The organism is Clostridium aestuarii (assembly GCF_026735135.1).
Lineage (GTDB): Bacteria > Bacillota > Clostridia > Clostridiales > Clostridiaceae > Clostridium_H > Clostridium_H aestuarii.
Map to the genome: position 1 here is coordinate 486935 of NZ_JAPQER010000002.1, position 16451 is coordinate 503385.

Annotated in this window: 17 protein-coding genes and 1 riboswitch; all 17 genes read right to left on the bottom strand. The window is 29.4% G+C overall.

Annotated elements, in window-relative coordinates:
* Positions 1-27: 27 nt before the first annotated feature.
* On the bottom strand, positions 28-1218 hold the full coding sequence (gene coaBC, locus OW763_RS06540; protein WP_268040277.1) for a bifunctional phosphopantothenoylcysteine decarboxylase/phosphopantothenate--cysteine ligase CoaBC: 1191 nt from the start codon (positions 1216-1218) through the stop codon (positions 28-30).
* Positions 1219-1223: 5 nt separating this feature from the next.
* Entirely contained in the window at positions 1224-1439 is a 216-nt protein-coding gene (gene rpoZ, locus OW763_RS06545) for a DNA-directed RNA polymerase subunit omega (RefSeq protein ID WP_268040278.1), read from the bottom strand.
* Positions 1420-2061 (bottom strand): guanylate kinase, encoded by a 642-nt coding sequence (gene gmk / locus OW763_RS06550; RefSeq protein ID WP_268040279.1) that lies wholly within the window; start codon positions 2059-2061, stop codon positions 1420-1422. Before gmk ends, rpoZ begins: the two co-directional genes overlap by 20 nt.
* Entirely contained in the window at positions 2061-2333 is a 273-nt protein-coding gene (gene remA / locus OW763_RS06555) for an extracellular matrix/biofilm regulator RemA (protein ID WP_268040280.1), read from the bottom strand. The genes gmk and remA overlap by 1 nt, the downstream gene beginning before the upstream one ends.
* Positions 2334-2347: 14 nt before the next feature.
* Positions 2348-3229 carry a YicC/YloC family endoribonuclease gene (locus OW763_RS06560; protein ID WP_268040281.1) on the bottom strand — a complete coding sequence of 294 codons (882 nt, stop codon included), beginning with the start codon at positions 3227-3229 and terminating at the stop codon, positions 2348-2350.
* 131 nt (positions 3230-3360) lie between these two features.
* Complete coding sequence (locus OW763_RS06565) at positions 3361-4512, bottom strand: aminotransferase class I/II-fold pyridoxal phosphate-dependent enzyme (RefSeq protein WP_268040282.1); 1152 nt, start codon at positions 4510-4512, stop codon at positions 3361-3363.
* 182 nt (positions 4513-4694) lie between these two features.
* Entirely contained in the window at positions 4695-6053 is a 1359-nt protein-coding gene (locus tag OW763_RS06570; RefSeq protein ID WP_268040283.1) for an NCS2 family permease, read from the bottom strand.
* A gap of 92 nt (positions 6054-6145) precedes the next feature.
* Positions 6146-6245, bottom strand: a riboswitch (purine riboswitch).
* A gap of 93 nt (positions 6246-6338) precedes the next feature.
* Positions 6339-7307 carry an asparaginase gene (locus tag OW763_RS06575; protein ID WP_268040284.1) on the bottom strand — a complete coding sequence of 323 codons (969 nt, stop codon included), beginning with the start codon at positions 7305-7307 and terminating at the stop codon, positions 6339-6341.
* Between the two features lie 149 nt (positions 7308-7456).
* Positions 7457-7666 carry a holin gene (locus tag OW763_RS06580; protein WP_268040285.1) on the bottom strand — a complete coding sequence of 70 codons (210 nt, stop codon included), beginning with the start codon at positions 7664-7666 and terminating at the stop codon, positions 7457-7459.
* 109 nt (positions 7667-7775) lie between these two features.
* On the bottom strand, positions 7776-9257 hold the full coding sequence (gene spoIVA, locus OW763_RS06585) for a stage IV sporulation protein A (protein ID WP_268040286.1): 1482 nt from the start codon (positions 9255-9257) through the stop codon (positions 7776-7778).
* 134 nt (positions 9258-9391) lie between these two features.
* On the bottom strand, positions 9392-10387 hold the full coding sequence (locus tag OW763_RS06590) for an NAD(P)H-dependent glycerol-3-phosphate dehydrogenase (protein ID WP_268040287.1): 996 nt from the start codon (positions 10385-10387) through the stop codon (positions 9392-9394).
* Position 10388: 1 nt separating this feature from the next.
* Complete coding sequence (der, locus tag OW763_RS06595; RefSeq protein WP_268040289.1) at positions 10389-11705, bottom strand: ribosome biogenesis GTPase Der; 1317 nt, start codon at positions 11703-11705, stop codon at positions 10389-10391.
* A gap of 370 nt (positions 11706-12075) precedes the next feature.
* Complete coding sequence (gene phoU, locus OW763_RS06600; protein ID WP_268040291.1) at positions 12076-12735, bottom strand: phosphate signaling complex protein PhoU; 660 nt, start codon at positions 12733-12735, stop codon at positions 12076-12078.
* Between the two features lie 25 nt (positions 12736-12760).
* Positions 12761-13513 (bottom strand): phosphate ABC transporter ATP-binding protein PstB, encoded by a 753-nt coding sequence (gene pstB, locus OW763_RS06605; RefSeq protein ID WP_268040292.1) that lies wholly within the window; start codon positions 13511-13513, stop codon positions 12761-12763.
* An 11-nt stretch (positions 13514-13524) separates the two neighbouring features.
* Positions 13525-14391 (bottom strand): phosphate ABC transporter permease PstA, encoded by an 867-nt coding sequence (gene pstA / locus OW763_RS06610; RefSeq protein ID WP_268040644.1) that lies wholly within the window; start codon positions 14389-14391, stop codon positions 13525-13527.
* A gap of 3 nt (positions 14392-14394) precedes the next feature.
* Entirely contained in the window at positions 14395-15285 is an 891-nt protein-coding gene (gene pstC / locus OW763_RS06615; protein WP_268040293.1) for a phosphate ABC transporter permease subunit PstC, read from the bottom strand.
* 98 nt (positions 15286-15383) lie between these two features.
* The gene (locus OW763_RS06620; RefSeq protein ID WP_268040294.1) at positions 15384-16277 is read right to left on the bottom strand and encodes a phosphate ABC transporter substrate-binding protein; all 894 of its coding nucleotides are present in this window, start codon (positions 16275-16277) and stop codon (positions 15384-15386) included.
* Positions 16278-16451: the final 174 nt, after the last annotated feature.

Sequence of the window (16451 nt, forward strand, 5' to 3'; positions counted from 1 at the left end):
CTTATATTATTACAAGAAAAAAGCGCATCAGCGCTTTTTCATAATTAAATTAAATAATTCTCTTGCTACCATCCTTTTACTCATTTTCTCTAATGGTATATTTTTTCCATTTCTACACAAAATATTAACTTTATTATAATCAGACGCAAAACCAGTATCTTGAGATTTTATATCATTTGCAACGATATAATCTAAGTTTTTCTTCTCTAATTTTCCTTTTGCATTTTCAATTAAATCATTGCTTTCCGCAGCAAATCCAACTAATATCTGATTTTTTTTAATAGATCCTAACGTCCTCAATATATCTGTATCTTTTTCTAATTCTAATGAAAACTGATCTTCACTTTTTTTTATTTTTCTTTCAGAATATTTTTTGGGCTTATAATCTGCTACCGCTGCTGCTTTAACAACTATATCTGATGTTTCAAAATTCAATTTAACTGCATCTAACATTTCTTTATTCGTTTTTATATTAATCATCTTTATTCCTAAAGGTTTATTTAAGCTACAAGGCCCTGATACTAAAACAACATCAGCTCCCCTGTCTCTTGCTTCCTCAGCTATAGCATATCCCATTCTTCCACTTGATCTATTAGTAATAAATCTTACTGGATCCATTGGTGCAATGGTTGGTCCCGCTGTTACTAGAACTTTTTTGCCTTTTAAATCTTTAATATCATAAAGCATACTAATTACAGTATCGGTAATTAATTTAGTATCTGCAAGTTTTCCAGCACCAGTATCTCCACAAGCAAGCCTTCCACTATCAGGTTCTATAAATTTATATCCATATTGTTTCAACTTCCTTATATTATCCTGAACAATAGGGTTTAAAAACATATTAGTATTAGCCGCTGGTGCAAATACTACTGGAGCCTTAGTAGCCATTATTGTAGTTGAAAGCATATCGTCTCCAATACCATTTGCAACTTTACCAATTATATTAACTGTAGCTGGAACAATAAGCATTATATCCGCCTTTTTAGCTAACGATATATGCTGTATTTCCCATGCTTTTGGCTCTGCAAACATATCTACAATAACCATATTTTGACTTAGTGATTGAAAAGATAATGGATTAACAAATTTTGCTGCATGTTCTGTCATTATAACATGCACATCAATATCTTCTTTTTTTAATCTACTAATTACATCCAAAGCCTTATAAGCTGCTATACCTCCAGTTACTCCAATAACGACAGTTTTATTTTTTTGCATTTCACCTATTCCTCCATTGCTGCTGTATAAGAAACCTTGCCATCATTAAGTTCATTTATTGCAATAGTAAGTGGTTTAGCTTCCTCATCAGCTTCAATTAATGGATTTACTCCCTCAATTAATTGTCTTGCTCTTCTAGAAGTTACTATAACTAAAGAATATCTATTTTCTACCTTATTTAATAAGTCAACAATTGATGGATTAATCATTGAGTTGTTCATGAATAAGTCCCTCCTTAGATAAAATATTTTGTTCAAATCTTTCTACGCTACATTTTTCAGTAATTATAATACTTTCAATCTTCGTTACTGCTAATTCTACTTCATCATTAACAACTGCGTAATTATATTTAGATACATAATTTATTTCCTTATAAGCAGATTTAAATCTTGTCATTAATGATTCTGAAGTTTCGCTACCTCTTTTTATTATTCTATTTTTCAATTCTTCCATAGAAGGTGGAAGTATAAAAATAAAAATTCCTTCTGGGTAGTTTTCTTTAACCTTTAAAGCTCCCTGAATATCTATTTCTAATATAACATCTTTCCCAGTTTCAAGTTTTTCTATAACTTTTGATTTTGGAGTACCATAATAATTTCCATATACCTCAGCATACTCTAAAAAATCATTCTCTGATAATTTTGTTTCGAACTCCTCTTTTGTTAAAAAATAATAGCTTTTCTCATCTATTTCACCTTTTCTAGGCGATCTAGTAGTAGCAGAAACTGACAACCAGTAATCTCTGTTCTTTAATAACTCTTTGCATATTGTTCCTTTACCTGCACCTGATGGCCCTGATATTACAATCAAAAGTCCTTTATTTTTTTCAGAACTAAATCTCATTACTCTTCAACCCCATCAATACCGACTTCATCCTTTGATGATAATCTATGTGCTACAGTTTCAGGTTGAACAGCAGATAAAATTACATGATCACTATCTGTAATTATAACCGCCCTTGTTCTTCTACCATATGTAGCATCAATAAGCATTCCTCTGTCTCTAGCTTCTTGTATTATTCTTTTTATTGGTGCAGATTCTGGGCTTACAATAGCTACAAGTCTATTTGCAGAAACAATATTTCCAAATCCTATATTTATTAACTTAATACCCATATTGTCCTCCTATTTTACTCAATGTTTTGTACTTGTTCTCTAATTTTTTCTATATAATTTTTTATATTTATAACAGAATTAACTATTTCCAAATCATTTGCTTTTGATGAAATAGTATTTGCTTCTCTATTCATTTCCTGAATAATAAAATCCAATTTTCTTCCAATTGGCTCATTCTTATTCAATGTTTCTTTTAATTGTATAATATGACTACCTAATCTTACTATTTCCTCATCAATGCCAACTTTATCAGCAAATATAGCTACTTCTTGTGCAATTCTATTTTCATCTATTTCAGGAATTTCAAGTAAATCTTGTATTCTATTTTCAAGCCTTTTTTTATAATCCTCAACTACAAGAGAAGCTCTTCCTTCAATACAATTTACTAATTCCTTAATGATACCACACTTTAAAATAATATCTTCTTTTAACTTTTTTCCTTCCTTTTCTCTCATATTCACAAGTGATTCTATTGAATTATTTAAAGAATTTGATAAGCAATTCCATACTTCATCTAAATCTTCCTCTTTTTTTTCTAAAGTAATTACTTCAGGAAATTTAGCAATAAGTGATACAGAAATATCATCCATCACTTTATATCTATCTCTAATTTTTTCAAGACATTTAATATAATTATCGCTTAATCCCTCATTAAAACTTATTTCTACATCCTCTTTTTCATACACATTTTGATTAATAAAAACATCAACTTTTCCTCTACTAATTTTAGCTTTAATAGCTTCTCGTATTTTATTCTCCAAAGGCATAAAATTTCTAGGCATTCTTATATTTAAATCTAAATACCTATGATTTACAGTTTTAATTTCTACAGTAAAACTGCGACTAGCACCTTCATCTGAAATCGCTCTACCAAAGCCTGTCATGCTATTTACCATTCCTATCACCTTTCTGTAAGTACATTATCAATTTATTTTAATTATACATAACTAATACTTGAATTTTCAAGTTTAATTTGTTTAGAAGCCTATTAATTATAATATCATATTTTTTACTACAATGAAATATATTAATTATATACCTTTAATTTGTTTAAACTCTCACATATTGTTTTTTCGTCAACTGTCAATGAAATTCTAAAATAATTATTATCTAATTTACCAAAAGCATATCCTGGCGTTACTATAATACCATAATTATATAATAACTCCTCACAAAATTCATCAGTTGTATAATTTTCAGGAACTTTACACCATATATAGAATGTTCCATTGGTCTTATAAAAATTTATTTTTTTGTCAGATAAAATCTTTTCAACAGCTTTTCTTCTTTGATTATAAACCTTTCTAATATTGTTAACATATTTTCTGTTAAGCTCAAGTGCTTTTATAGCCGCACATTGAATAGGTTTAAATTGACCTGAATCTATATTGCTTTTAATTTTCAAAAGTGAATTTAGAACCTTCTTGTTTCCTACTGCATAACCAATTCTAAAACCTGTCATATTATATGTTTTCGAAAAACTTCCAAACTCAACACTAGTTTTTTCATTATCATATTGTAAAATACTTATCGGATTTTTATTTTCTTTTATTATTTCATTATAAGCACCATCATTGCATAAAATAATCTCTTTTTTATTACAATATTTTATCAATTCTTTATAGTACTGGCTATTTGCAACAGCTCCTGTAGGATTGTTAGGATAATTTATAATCATCAACTTGCTTTTTTTAGCAATCTCATTTGGAATATCCTTGAGATTTAATAAATAATCATCTTTTTCTCTTAAATTAATTTTATAAGGATTATTTCCCCATAAATTTGCACACATTTCATAAACAGGATATCTAGGGTTAGGTATTATTATATAATCTCCTATATCACATACTGCAGGTATTAAATTGCTTATACCTTCCTTCGAACCTATTAATATTATTACTTCATCTAATTCTAAATTAACAAAATAAATTTGCCTGTAGTATTCTATTATTTTTAATTTAAGTTCCTTAATACCATCATAAGGAGGATATTTATTAAAATCACTATAATTCAAAGAATAAACCAATTCATCAATTATACTTTTATCAACACTCAAATCAGGATCACCTATACTCAAATCAGTAATTTTAATATTTTTAGCTTTAAGTTTATTTTTTATATCATTAATAGTTTTAAAATGATACTCACTAACCTTCAATAATCTATTATTTGTTTTCATACATAATCCTCCATTTTATAAGTTTAGTCTATAATATTCTTTTCTATCACCTGTTGCTACCTATAAACTATACCTACTTTCAAAGAACTTTTATAAATAATTTGTATAATTAAAAACAAGAAGAGTTTAGATATTTAAATATCTAAACTCTTCTTGTTTTTTTATTTTTCTCTTTAATATTTTCATCTAATTCCTGTAGCGATTAATTTTCCAATAAACAAGATTGCAAGTATATATATTACAGGCGACACTTTTTTCTTTTTATCTTCATCCTTAGTAAATATGTTATTTATAAGATTCAAAACTGCATAAGATAAAATTCCCATAGTTAATCCATCTCCAATGCTATATGTTAAAGGCATTAAAGCAATAGTAAGGAACGCTGGTACACCTTCTGTAAAATTTGCAAAATCTATTTTTACTACATTTTCCATCATAAAGTATCCAACTATTATAAGAGCTGGTGCAGTAGCACACCCTGGAATAGCAATAAATAGTGGTGAGAAAAACATAGCAACTATAAATAACGTTCCTGTTACTACTGAAGCTAGTCCCGTTCTTCCCCCTTCAGCAACTCCAGCTGAGCTTTCTACATATGTTGTTACAGTTGAAGTTCCTAACAAAGCTCCTACAGTTGTACCTATTGAATCTACCAATAAAGCTCTACCTGCATTTTTAACTTTTCCTTGCTCATCCACCATACCAACTTTTGATGCAACTCCTACCAAAGTTCCTACCGTATCAAAGAAATCAACAAATAAAAATGTTACTACTACAGTTAGAAATGTTCCTATTTGATTAGAAAATGCATATGATAAATCTAACTTAAACGCAATAGGTTTTAATGATTCAAATTTAAAAATTCCATTTGGAAGATATATATGATAAACTTCTGCAGCCTTTTCTGGATTCATTAATGCATAAATCCAAGCTACTATTGTACTTACAACTATTCCCCACAATAATGCTCCTTTTATATTCTTTTTAGATAAAACAACTATAACTATAATACCAATAACAGCTATTATAACCGGCGGAGTTGTAAAGTTACCCATTTTAACTAACGTAGCATCATCTTTTATTACTATACCTGCATTTACAAATCCAATAAAAGCTATAAACAAACCTATACCAGCTGTTACTGCTAACTTCAAGGTAATAGGAATAGCATTAACAACAATTTCCCTAACATTCGTTAATGATAAAACAATAAATATAATTCCTTCTACAAATACTGCTGCAAGAGCTACTGTCCAATCAACTCCCAACCCTTTGCACACACTAAAAGCAAAAAACGCATTAAGTCCCATTCCAGAAGCAAGAGCAAATGGCAAGTTAGCATATACTCCCATTAAAATCGTACTTAATCCTGCTGTTAAACATGTTGCAGTAAGAACAGCACCTTTAGGCATTCCTGCAATTCCTAGCAAATCAGGGTTTACCGCAATAATATATGCCATTGCCAAAAATGTTGTTATACCTGCAATGATTTCTTTCTTTACATCTGTTCCATTTTCTTTGAGTTTGAAAAAGTTTTCCATGTTGTACCTCCTAGTAAGTGATATAATATAATTTTAAAATAAAAATAGCCACTTAGATTATGAGTAATCTCAAGTGGTTAAATGCTTATATACACATCACTTAGACTACTCATAGTCAAATTTTTACGGTATTTGGTAGAAACTCCTAGACCATATTTCTAGGATTATATGAGTTAGTGGTATTCCTATTTCTTTTTTCAAAATTATAATAGCAAATATTTTTATATTTGTCAACCCGTTACGAATATTCCAAAATTATATTTTATATATAATTCGTTTTATTTTTTAAAAAACATTTCTTACTTCCTTTAAATTGTAAGTTTTTCCCAAAGCAAGCATAAGCTTTATTCTTGCTTTTTGCCCTGGAAGTGTACCTCCCAAAATCACTCCCATATTTCTTAAAAGCTTTCCTCCACCATAATATCCATATGTATCTAGAACTCTTCCTTCAAAGCACCTTGAAACCATAACTACAGCAATCCCATTATTTATTGCTCTTTCTATCCCAGAAACCATTTCAGGTGGAACATTGCCTCTTCCCAAAGCTTCTATTATTATTCCTTTAGCTCCCTTTCCGATACAAAAATCTATCATATCAGAATTCATTCCAGCAACACATTTTATTAAATATACGTTTTCTTCTAACTTATCAGTATATATATGTGTTTTAGCCACTAAATTTCTATAAAAAATAACTTGATTATTGTCTATAATTCCTATAGGACCTAATTCTGGACTTTGAAAAGTATTTAATTTCATGGAATTTACTTTAGTAACTTCACTTGCAGAGTTAAGTTCATTGTTCAAGCAAACCAGTACGCCTTTTCCTCTTGCCTTTTCAGATATAGCTGTACATATAGAAGCTGCTAAATTAGCTGGCCCATCATATCCAAGTTCTGAACTGTTCCTCATTGATCCTGTAATAATTACTGGTTTTTTATTATTAATGGTTAAATCTAAAAAATAAGCCGTTTCTTCCAAAGTATCTGTTCCATGTGTAACTACAATTCCAACTATATCATCTCTAAGTAAAATTTTCTGTATATATTCTGATAATTCCATCATTTTTCTTGGAGCCATATGAGGTCCTGGTAAATTTGAAAAATTAAAACATTCTATTTCGGCATACCTCTCAATTCCTGTTACCATAGCCATAATTTCTTCACCACTTAAAGTTGGTACTGCAGCTTGGATTCTAGAATCTACTTTCATAGATATAGTTCCACCATTAAAAATTACTGCAACTTTTTTCATTATTAACCTCCTCCTTGTTTTAAATAAAATATATAATTATATTTTCTAATATTATTATTTACTTAACTTACTTTCCTATTTTATAATAAAGCATAAAATATGTAAAAGTAATATAAATTATAAAAAATAATAAGCCTGGTTATCCAGACTTATCGTTTAAACTCTTTATTTTTATCATCTAAATATCCTTTTCCTTTTTCAGGATTGCTGATAATACCAGCTAAAACTAAAATAGTCAAGAACGCATTTACAAGTTGATCATAATTTCCAGGTAAAATGTCAAGTCCAAAAGCTTCTAATACCATTGGTATAAATGCAAATATAGATACCCATAATCCATAATTCTTAAATTTTTCCATAAATTACACCTCCCATATTATAATATTAATTATAGGAAATATAAGTTACATAATTAAAATAAAAATTAACAATATTATGTTAATACTAGAATTAATAATAAAATTTATATTATAAAATAATACAAATCAATCCACCATTACCTTCGTTTATAATCTTTTCTAATGTTTTCTGAATTTTACCTTGAACATCTTCTGGCATTTTATAAAGTTTATTTTGAAGACCATCCTTAACCAATACTTCTAATGATTTACCAAACATATTGCTTTCCCATATCTTAGAAGGTTCATTTTCAAATTGTTCCAACAGAGATTTAACTAATTCCTCACTTTCTCTTTCCGTACCCATTATAGGAGAAATTTCTGTCTGAATATCTGCTCTAATAAAATGTAATGAAGGTGCACTTGCCTTTAATTTAACTCCGTATCTAGTGCCTTGTTTTACTATTTCAGGTTCTTCAAGCCTCATCTCACTTAATTGTGGTGATACAAGTCCATATCCTTTTTCTCTAACATCACTTAAAGCATCTGATATTTTTTCATATTCTATTTTTGCTTCACTTAAATCTTTCATTATGTTCAATAATTGGCTTTCTCCATTGATATTTGTATTACAAACCTCGCTTAATACATTGTAAAACAACTCATGTCTAGGATTTAACTGCAAATTGGCTGTACCTTCTCCCATATTTATTTCATTGAGCTTAGAATTCTCCAAAAATTCAAATTCTATAAATCCATCTACAAATTTTTTTACATCTCTGACTTTATAAATATTCTTACTCATATCTTTAATTAAAGTCATAAAATCTTTTTTTAGCCAGTGATTAATTTCTAATTGTTCAATCCATTCTGGCATGTCTATGTTAATCTCTTTTATTGGGAATTCTTTAAGTACCCTTTGAAATACATCCGTTAAATCATTTTCTTTCATATTTGCTACATCCATAATCTGAACAGGTATATCATATTTTTCCTCTAAATTCTTTCTCATTTCCAATGTCTCTGGAGAAGTTACATCTTTAGAATTTAAAACCATTATAAACGGTTTGTTAATCGCTTTTAATTCATTAACAACTCTTTCTTCTGGTTCAACATAATCTTGTCTATTTATCCCTGTTATTGAGCCATCAGTAGTTACTAAAATACCAATAGTTGAATGTTCATTAATAACTTTTTTGGTTCCGATCTCCGCTGCTTCTTCAAATGGTATTTCATAGTCATACCATGGTGTAGTTACCATTTTAGGTTGTTCTTCTTCCTCCAAATATCCTAATGACGACTTAACAATATAACCAACACAATCAACCATCCTAACTTTAAATTTAGTTGAACCATTCAAATCAATCTCAACAGCTTCATTTGGTACAAACTTAGGTTCTGTTGTATGAATAGATTTACCTGATGAACTTTGAGGCAGTTCATCTTTAGCCCTTTGTTTTTTGTAAGCATTTTCTATATTAGGAATAACCATAAGTTCCATGAATCTTTTTATGAATGTTGATTTTCCAGTTCTTACAGGTCCAACAACTCCAACATATATATCTCCTTGTGTTCTATCGGCAATATCTTTATATATATTAAAGTTTTCCAAAGATTTACCCTCCCAACAATTACTTATTTTTAACATTATATATATATTAAAAAATCTTAAAAATATTACAAAAAATAAAATAAAAGCCAGCTAAACTTTAAGCTGACTTAATTTATATACTATTAAATTTAAACTTAATAAACTTCATCCTTTTTATCCCTAGACATTAATTCATACACCCCATATTTTGCTTCTTTATCTTGGAATAAAACTTTGTATAAAATATCTGTAATCGGCATAGTTACATTTAATTTTTCCTTTAATTTATAGAAAGCTCTACAAGCTTTTACTCCCTCCACTACCATTCCTACTTCATTACAAGCTTCATCAACAGTATATCCTTTTCCTATCAATATTCCAGCTTTTCTATTTCTACTATGCATGCTAGTACATGTAACTATCAAATCTCCCATTCCAGTTAATCCATAAAATGTTTCTGGCTTAGCTCCTAGTTTTATACCTATTCTTATAATTTCACTCATTCCTCTAGTCATAAGAGCTGCTTTTGTATTATCTCCATATCCACTTCCATCAGATATTCCAGCTGCAAGTGCTATGATGTTTTTAACAGCTCCTCCAATTTCTACTCCAACCATATCGTCATTAGTATAAACTCTAAATTTATTAGTCATAAATACATCTTGAATTTGTTTTGCACACTTCATGTCCTTAGACGTAACTACTACAGTTGTAGGTATGTCTAGCGCTACCTCTTCAGCATGACTAGGTCCAGACAACACAACAACCGGATTGACAGGCATTTCTTCTTCTATTACCTCTGAAAGTCTTTTTAAAGAGCTTTCTTCTATTCCTTTAGCAATATTCACAATCACAACATCTTTACTAATACATTCTTTAATTTTCTTACACACATCACGTATTGCATGAGAAGGCACTGACAATACAATTATCTTACTATTATCCAAAGCCTCATTCAAGTCATAAAACGCTGTTACATTAGCTGGTATCACAACATTATGCATATATTTTATATTTTCTCTTTTTACATTTATATCATGAATAACATCTTGATTTCTGTCCCAAACATTAACGCTATACCCTTTTTTACCAAGCATAACACTTAATGCCGTACCAAAACTCCCTCCACCTATGAAGGTAATATCAGACATACTATTCCTTCCTTTCTCTAAATAGCAATTTAATTCCTGTTCCATCAAAATCAAAATTCTGTCTTAATTGGTTTTTAAGATATCTTTCATATGAGAAATGTAATAAAGCAGGGTTATTTACAAAGAACACAAATGTAGGTGCTTTAATTGCAACCTGAGTAACATAATAAATTTTTAATCTACTCGTTCCAACTATAGGAGGTTCTTTCATCATAACAGCTTTACTGATTACTTCATTTAATACTCCTGTTTTTATACGTTTAGTATAGTTATCATAACAACTTCTAGCCATTTTTAATACTTTATTTACTCTTTGACCTGTTTTAGCTGATATAAACAAGAATGGAGCATATTTTAAAAATGATAACTTATAACCTATTTCAGTCTTAAATTTATTCATTGTTTTATCATCTTTTTCTATTACATCCCATTTATTAACAATAATCATTATTGCTTTATTCAATTCATGTGCATATCCTATTATTTTCTCATCTTGTTCTGCTACTCCTTCATTTGCATCTACCATTAATAAACATACATCTGCATTTTCAATAGCAGCAAGAGTTCTCACAGCACTGTATCTTTCTATTTGTTCTTTTATCTTACTTTTTCTTCTTAATCCTGCTGTATCAATCAAAGTGAATTTTCCATATTCTGTTTCTATATAGCTATCTACAGCGTCTCTAGTTGTTCCAGGTATATCACTAACTATATGTTTTTCTTCACCCAAAATTTTATTAACAAGAGAAGATTTTCCAACATTAGGTCTTCCCACTACGGCTACTCTTATATATTCGTTTTCATCTTCTTCTGAAGCATCATTTGGGAATTTTTCAACTACCTTATCCAGCATATCTCCAAGTCCTAATCCTTGAGAAGAAGATATTGCTATAGGATCTCCTATTCCTAAATTATAAAATTCATATATATTATCTTCGTCTGAATTTCTATCAACTTTGTTAACAACTAATACCACTGATTTTTTAGACTTACGCAGCATCTGTGCAACTTCATTGTCAGCATCTGTTAAACCATGTTTGCCATCTACTATAAACATAGTAACATCAGCCATTTCAATAGCTATTTGTGCCTGTCTTCTCATCTGAGATATAATAATATCATCATTCTCAGGTTCTATTCCACCTGTATCAATTATTGTGAATTTATTATTTAACCATTCGGCTTCTGCATAAATCCTATCTCTTGTAACTCCTGGTGTGTCCTCAACTATTGCTATTCTTTTACCTGCTAATTTATTAAATAATGTAGATTTACCAACATTAGGTCTTCCAACTATTGCAACTATCGGTTTAGCCATTTATATTCTCCTCCTAATCAATTTCTTAATAATAGACACTTGAAAATGCTTATTATCAAATTTATAAGTTTTTACCTATATTAACTCATTAAATTATATTATCATTAACTTAATAAATCCGTCAAGATTTGACAAGTTAAATTTCACTATATTTATATTATTAGTTAAAATCCTATACATAATAACAATAAATTATAAATTACTTAAAATCTACAATAAATAATGTTTTGATTACATAAATTTTTAATTTCAACAAAAAGAGCATAGATTTAAAATATCTACACTCAATTTATTATACTCTAGAAAATATACACTCTTAAATGGATAAGCTAACTAAATAAATTTTATACATAGAAATCTTACAAAATTATTATTCATTTAAATCCACTTGTTCACCTGTTACTATATAAATTGTCCACTCACATATATTAGTTACATGATCCGCTATTCTTTCAAGAAATTTACAAACAAACAAAAATTGAGTTGCTTGTTCAATCTTAGTTTTATCCCTACTCATTATCTCTAACATTTCACTAAATATATTTTTATATATTTCATCTATTACATCATCTCGCTTAGATATCTCATAAGCTTTTTGCAAATCTCTATTAACATATGAATCTAAAGCATCTTTTATCATTTCACTAACTATTTTAGCCATTTTAGGTATCTCGATAAGTTCCTTTATATAAACCTCGTTTTTTAATCTTTTAGTAATTTTTGCAATATCTACAGCATGGTCTGCCATTCTTTCTAAATCAGTTACAATATTAATACATGTAAATATAAACCTCAAATCTGTAGCTAGCGGCTGTTGCATAGCAATTAACTTAATACTTTTCTCCTCTATATCTCTCATAAGCTTATCTACTCTATCATCATTTTCTATAACTTTATCAGCCAAATCAACATCTTGTTGTTCTAATGAGTTAATACAAAGCTGTATTTGTTTTTCAACAATACTTCCCATCCTTAATATGTCATTATATAATTTATCAAGTTCCATTTGAAACGTTTTTCTTGCAGACATTAGCTCACCTCATTCATTAATATTATCAACCAAATCTACCTGTAATATAGTCTTCCGTTCTCTTATCTTTAGGATTACAAAACATATCTTCTGTTTTTCCGTACTCTACAACTATACCATTATAAAAAAATGCCGTATTATCTGATATTCTTCCTGCTTGCTGCATATTATGTGTAACAATCACAACAGTATACTGTTTCTTTAGCACATCCATTAATTCCTCAACCTTTAATGTTGATATAGGGTCTAATGCTGATGTAGGTTCATCCATTAATATTACTTCTGGCTCTACTGCAAGTGTTCTTGCTATACATAGCCTTTGCTGCTGTCCTCCTGAAAGTCCCATAGCATTTTTTTTGAGTCTATCTTTAACTTCATCCCAAAGCACTGCACCTTTTAAACTTTTTTCAACAATCTCATCAAGTTTAACTTTATTTTTTATCCCATGAGTTTTGGGACCATATGCCACGTTATCATATATGCTCATAGGAAATGGATTAGGTTTTTGAAAAACCATACCAACTTTTTTTCTAAGTTCAATCACATCATAATTTGAAGAATATATATTTCCACCTTCATATATTACTATACCATCAATTTTCACATCATCAATTAAGTCATTCATTCTATTTAAACATCTTAAAAATGTAGACTTACCACATCCAGATGGTCCTATTAAAGCTGTTACTGCATTTTTAGGTATATCTAAATCAATATCATATAAAGCTTGTTTATTTCCATAAAATAAATTAAGATCCTTAACTTCAATTATATTCATTTTATTCCTCCTTATTTAGTCCCAGTATAGGATTGATATATCTTTTTACCTACTACTCTAGCTAAAATATTAAACAAAAGCACCATAATTATAAGTACAGCTGATGCTCCATTAGCTATTTCACCTGCATCTGGAACCATACCTTCTGAATTCAACTGCCAAATATACACCGCTAGTGTTTCAGCTGGTCTAAAAATATCAAAAGCTGTACCATTGCTAATGCGTACATTTGGAGCACTCATACCTGCTGTATATAATAATGCTGCTGCCTCTCCAAGAATTCTACCCGAAGCTAATATTATGCCCGTTAAAATTTGAGGTATAGCAGAAGGTAATATAACCTGTTTTATTGTTTGCCATTGAGTAGCTCCCAATCCTAAACTTGCTTCTTTAACCTTTTTAGCTACTTCTTTTATAGCATTCTCACTCACCCTTGTCATTGCAGGTAAATTTAATATAGTTATAGCCATAGCACCTGCAAAAATAGAATAACCCCCTCCTATCATATTAACAAACACCAGAAGACTAAATAATCCAACAACTATTGAAGGTAATGATGCCATAGTCTCAATACATAGTCTGATAACATTTAGCAAAACACCTTTTTTAGCATATTCAGCTAAATATATACCTGCTCCTATTCCTAATGGAACAGTTATCAATAAAGATATTACAAGCATATAAAATGAATTAAATAAATGAAGTCCAATTCCTCCTCCAACATCTAATGATGGCTTTCCAAATAAAAAATTAATATTAAAACAGTTTCGCCCATTATAAATTATATATCCAATAAAAGCTACAAGTAACATTACTATAAATCCTGAAATTATATATAGTATAAATGTAGCAATCTTGTCCTTCTTTTTTGGATCCAACAATTATATTTCACCTCTTTTTCCTATAGCTCTTATAATTAGTATAAATATAAACGACATAACAAGGAGCAATAAAGCCATAGACCATAGCGCATTATTCCATTCAGTACCAAATATAGTATTTGCCATATCCATTGTAAGAACACTTGTTAAAGTTGTAGTGGTATCTACAATTCCTTTCGGTATTTTAATCGAGTTACCTATAACCATTTGAACAGCTAAAGCTTCTCCAAAAGCTCTGGCAAGTCCTAATACAACACCAGTTGAAATACCATTTTTAGCAGCCGGAATAGCTACTTTAATTATTGTATGCCACCTTGTTGCTCCTAATCCATAAGATGCTTCTAGATATTCACGAGGAATTGTTTTAATAGCATCTGAAGAAATACTTGTTATTGTTGGTAAAATCATTATAGTGAGTACTATTATACCTGCTAACAAGCTAAAACCTACTCCTCCATATACTTTTTTAATTAATGGTAACAAAACACTTATTCCAACCCAGCCATAAATAACAGAAGGAATGCCTACAAATAATTCCATTGCAGGTTGTAACACTTTTATCCCAAGTTTAGGTGAAATTAAATTCATAAATACAGCCAACGCTATTCCTACAGGTGCAGCTATGATTACAGATCCTATAGACACTAATGTTGATCCTATAATAAATATAGAAGCGCCAAACTGAGGAGTATCAGCATCTGGTTTCCAAGTTTTATTAAACAAAAATTCACTTAATGAATATCCATTAATAATAAATGTACTTAACCCTTTAAAAGCTACAAACCCTATTATTGTTAATGTTAAAACTACTATCAATAAACCGCAAAATGTAGAAAAACCTCTTCCTAAATATTCATTTTTTAACTTCTGCCAACTTTTATTTTTATTCATAATCTCTTACCTCAAATAAATATTTTTTATATAAAACTAAGGCCAATTGTAAAACAATCCGTCTTAGTTTTATAAATTTTCACCTTATATTATTAAAATTATTTCAAAGCACTTGCTGGAATATATCCCTTTTTTTCAATAATTGGTGCAACTTCTTCTGACATCATAAAATCTATAAATTCTTTTGTTAAACCAGAAGCTTTTCCTTTAGTATACATATGTTCATAAGCCCAAAATGTATATTTCCCTGCTGCAATACTTTTAATAGTTGGTTCAGAACCATCTAATTTTATTAATTTTATACCTTTTTTAGCATCTTCATTTACAAAATAGGATAATGCTAAGTAACTAATAGCACCATTGGTAGCTTGAACTGATTTTTGAACAGCTCCACTTGAATCCTGAGTTGTACCTATTCCATCAGCTTCTTCTTTTCCATCCATTACTTTTTCTACAAATGTAGCTCTTGTACCAGAAGATTTTCCTCTATTTATAACTTCAATTTTTAAATCTTGTCCCCCTACTTCTTTCCAATTAGTTATTTTTCCTTGAAATATATCTTGTATTTGAACTTTAGTTAAAGAATCAACTTGAATTCCTTCATTTAACACTATTGCAAATCCTATTCCACACACTTTATGATCAACTAAATCTTTTGCCAATGCAGCTTTATCACCTTTTAGTTTTTTCTCAGCAACCACATCTGAATTTCCAATATCTACTGCTCCTTGTGCAACTTGTGAAAGACCAGTTCCACTTCCTCCACCTTGTACATTTATAGTAGCTTTAACATGTTTTTGCATAAACATATCAGCAGCTGCTTTTGCTAAAGGTTGAAGCGCTGATGATCCTGAAGCAGTAATAGAACCACTTATTTCTTTTCCTGTGTTAATACTATCCTTTTTAGTATTATTACCGCACCCTACAAATACCCCTCCAATAAGAGTTATTGCTAAAACAGATGTTAACACCTTAATTGATCTTTTTTTCATTTTATAATTCCTCCATTCATGCTTTAATATCCTAATTTGCTTCTTACAAAATATACTATACACTAGAAAAGTTAACTATAGATTATGTAAATGTTAACTCGTATTATATAAATGTTAACTAAAATTAACATTTATATATTTTAACCTTATCTAAATAAAAAAATAAGGCAGCCT

Coding starts and splice junctions, on each gene's coding strand:
- coaBC (WP_268040277.1), bottom strand. CDS start 1,218: ATGCAAAAAAATAAAACTGTCGTTATTGGAGTAACTGGAGGTATAGCA.
- rpoZ (WP_268040278.1), bottom strand. CDS start 1,439: ATGAACAACTCAATGATTAATCCATCAATTGTTGACTTATTAAATAAG.
- gmk (WP_268040279.1), bottom strand. CDS start 2,061: ATGAGATTTAGTTCTGAAAAAAATAAAGGACTTTTGATTGTAATATCA.
- remA (WP_268040280.1), bottom strand. CDS start 2,333: ATGGGTATTAAGTTAATAAATATAGGATTTGGAAATATTGTTTCTGCA.
- OW763_RS06560 (WP_268040281.1), bottom strand. CDS start 3,229: ATGGTAAATAGCATGACAGGCTTTGGTAGAGCGATTTCAGATGAAGGT.
- OW763_RS06565 (WP_268040282.1), bottom strand. CDS start 4,512: ATGAAAACAAATAATAGATTATTGAAGGTTAGTGAGTATCATTTTAAA.
- OW763_RS06570 (WP_268040283.1), bottom strand. CDS start 6,053: ATGGAAAACTTTTTCAAACTCAAAGAAAATGGAACAGATGTAAAGAAA.
- OW763_RS06575 (WP_268040284.1), bottom strand. CDS start 7,307: ATGAAAAAAGTTGCAGTAATTTTTAATGGTGGAACTATATCTATGAAA.
- OW763_RS06580 (WP_268040285.1), bottom strand. CDS start 7,666: ATGGAAAAATTTAAGAATTATGGATTATGGGTATCTATATTTGCATTT.
- OW763_RS06590 (WP_268040287.1), bottom strand. CDS start 10,387: ATGTCTGATATTACCTTCATAGGTGGAGGGAGTTTTGGTACGGCATTA.
- der (WP_268040289.1), bottom strand. CDS start 11,705: ATGGCTAAACCGATAGTTGCAATAGTTGGAAGACCTAATGTTGGTAAA.
- phoU (WP_268040291.1), bottom strand. CDS start 12,735: ATGTCTGCAAGAAAAACGTTTCAAATGGAACTTGATAAATTATATAAT.
- pstB (WP_268040292.1), bottom strand. CDS start 13,513: ATGAATATAATTGAAGTTAAGGATCTTAATTTATTTTATGGAAATAAA.
- pstC (WP_268040293.1), bottom strand. CDS start 15,285: ATGAATAAAAATAAAAGTTGGCAGAAGTTAAAAAATGAATATTTAGGA.
- OW763_RS06620 (WP_268040294.1), bottom strand. CDS start 16,277: ATGAAAAAAAGATCAATTAAGGTGTTAACATCTGTTTTAGCAATAACT.